This window comes from Bacillus sp. SIMBA_008 (assembly GCF_046535495.1).
In the GTDB taxonomy this organism is placed as follows: Bacteria; Bacillota; Bacilli; order Bacillales; family Bacillaceae; genus Bacillus; species Bacillus subtilis.
In genome coordinates, this window is the sequence record NZ_JAWRWL010001331.1 from 1 (window position 1) to 233 (window position 233).

The 233-nt window shown below is 51.5% G+C and carries 1 protein-coding gene; it reads right to left on the reverse strand.

What is annotated here, in order from left to right:
- On the reverse strand, positions 1-221 hold a 221-nt coding region (locus SB658_RS27770), incomplete at its 3' end, for an RDD family protein (RefSeq protein ID WP_486308235.1).
- Positions 222-233: the final 12 nt, after the last annotated feature.

Below are 233 nucleotides of genomic sequence, written 5' to 3' on the forward strand. Positions count from 1 at the left end.
GTGACGGAATAAGCTGAGATTGTAAACATTCCGCTTGTTGCCGGGAGCTTCATCAGCGTGAAAATCGGTGAAACGATGAGATGGTTAAGTCCCCAGACCACCAGCCAATCAAGAAGAAACGCCCAAAACCTGATCCAAAAGCCCGCATATGCCTGCTCGGGCGCCCTCTGTTGTTCGGCTTCCTCTTCTTTGCCGTGAAAGCCTTCGTAAGTCGCGTCCATTCTTTCTTCCCC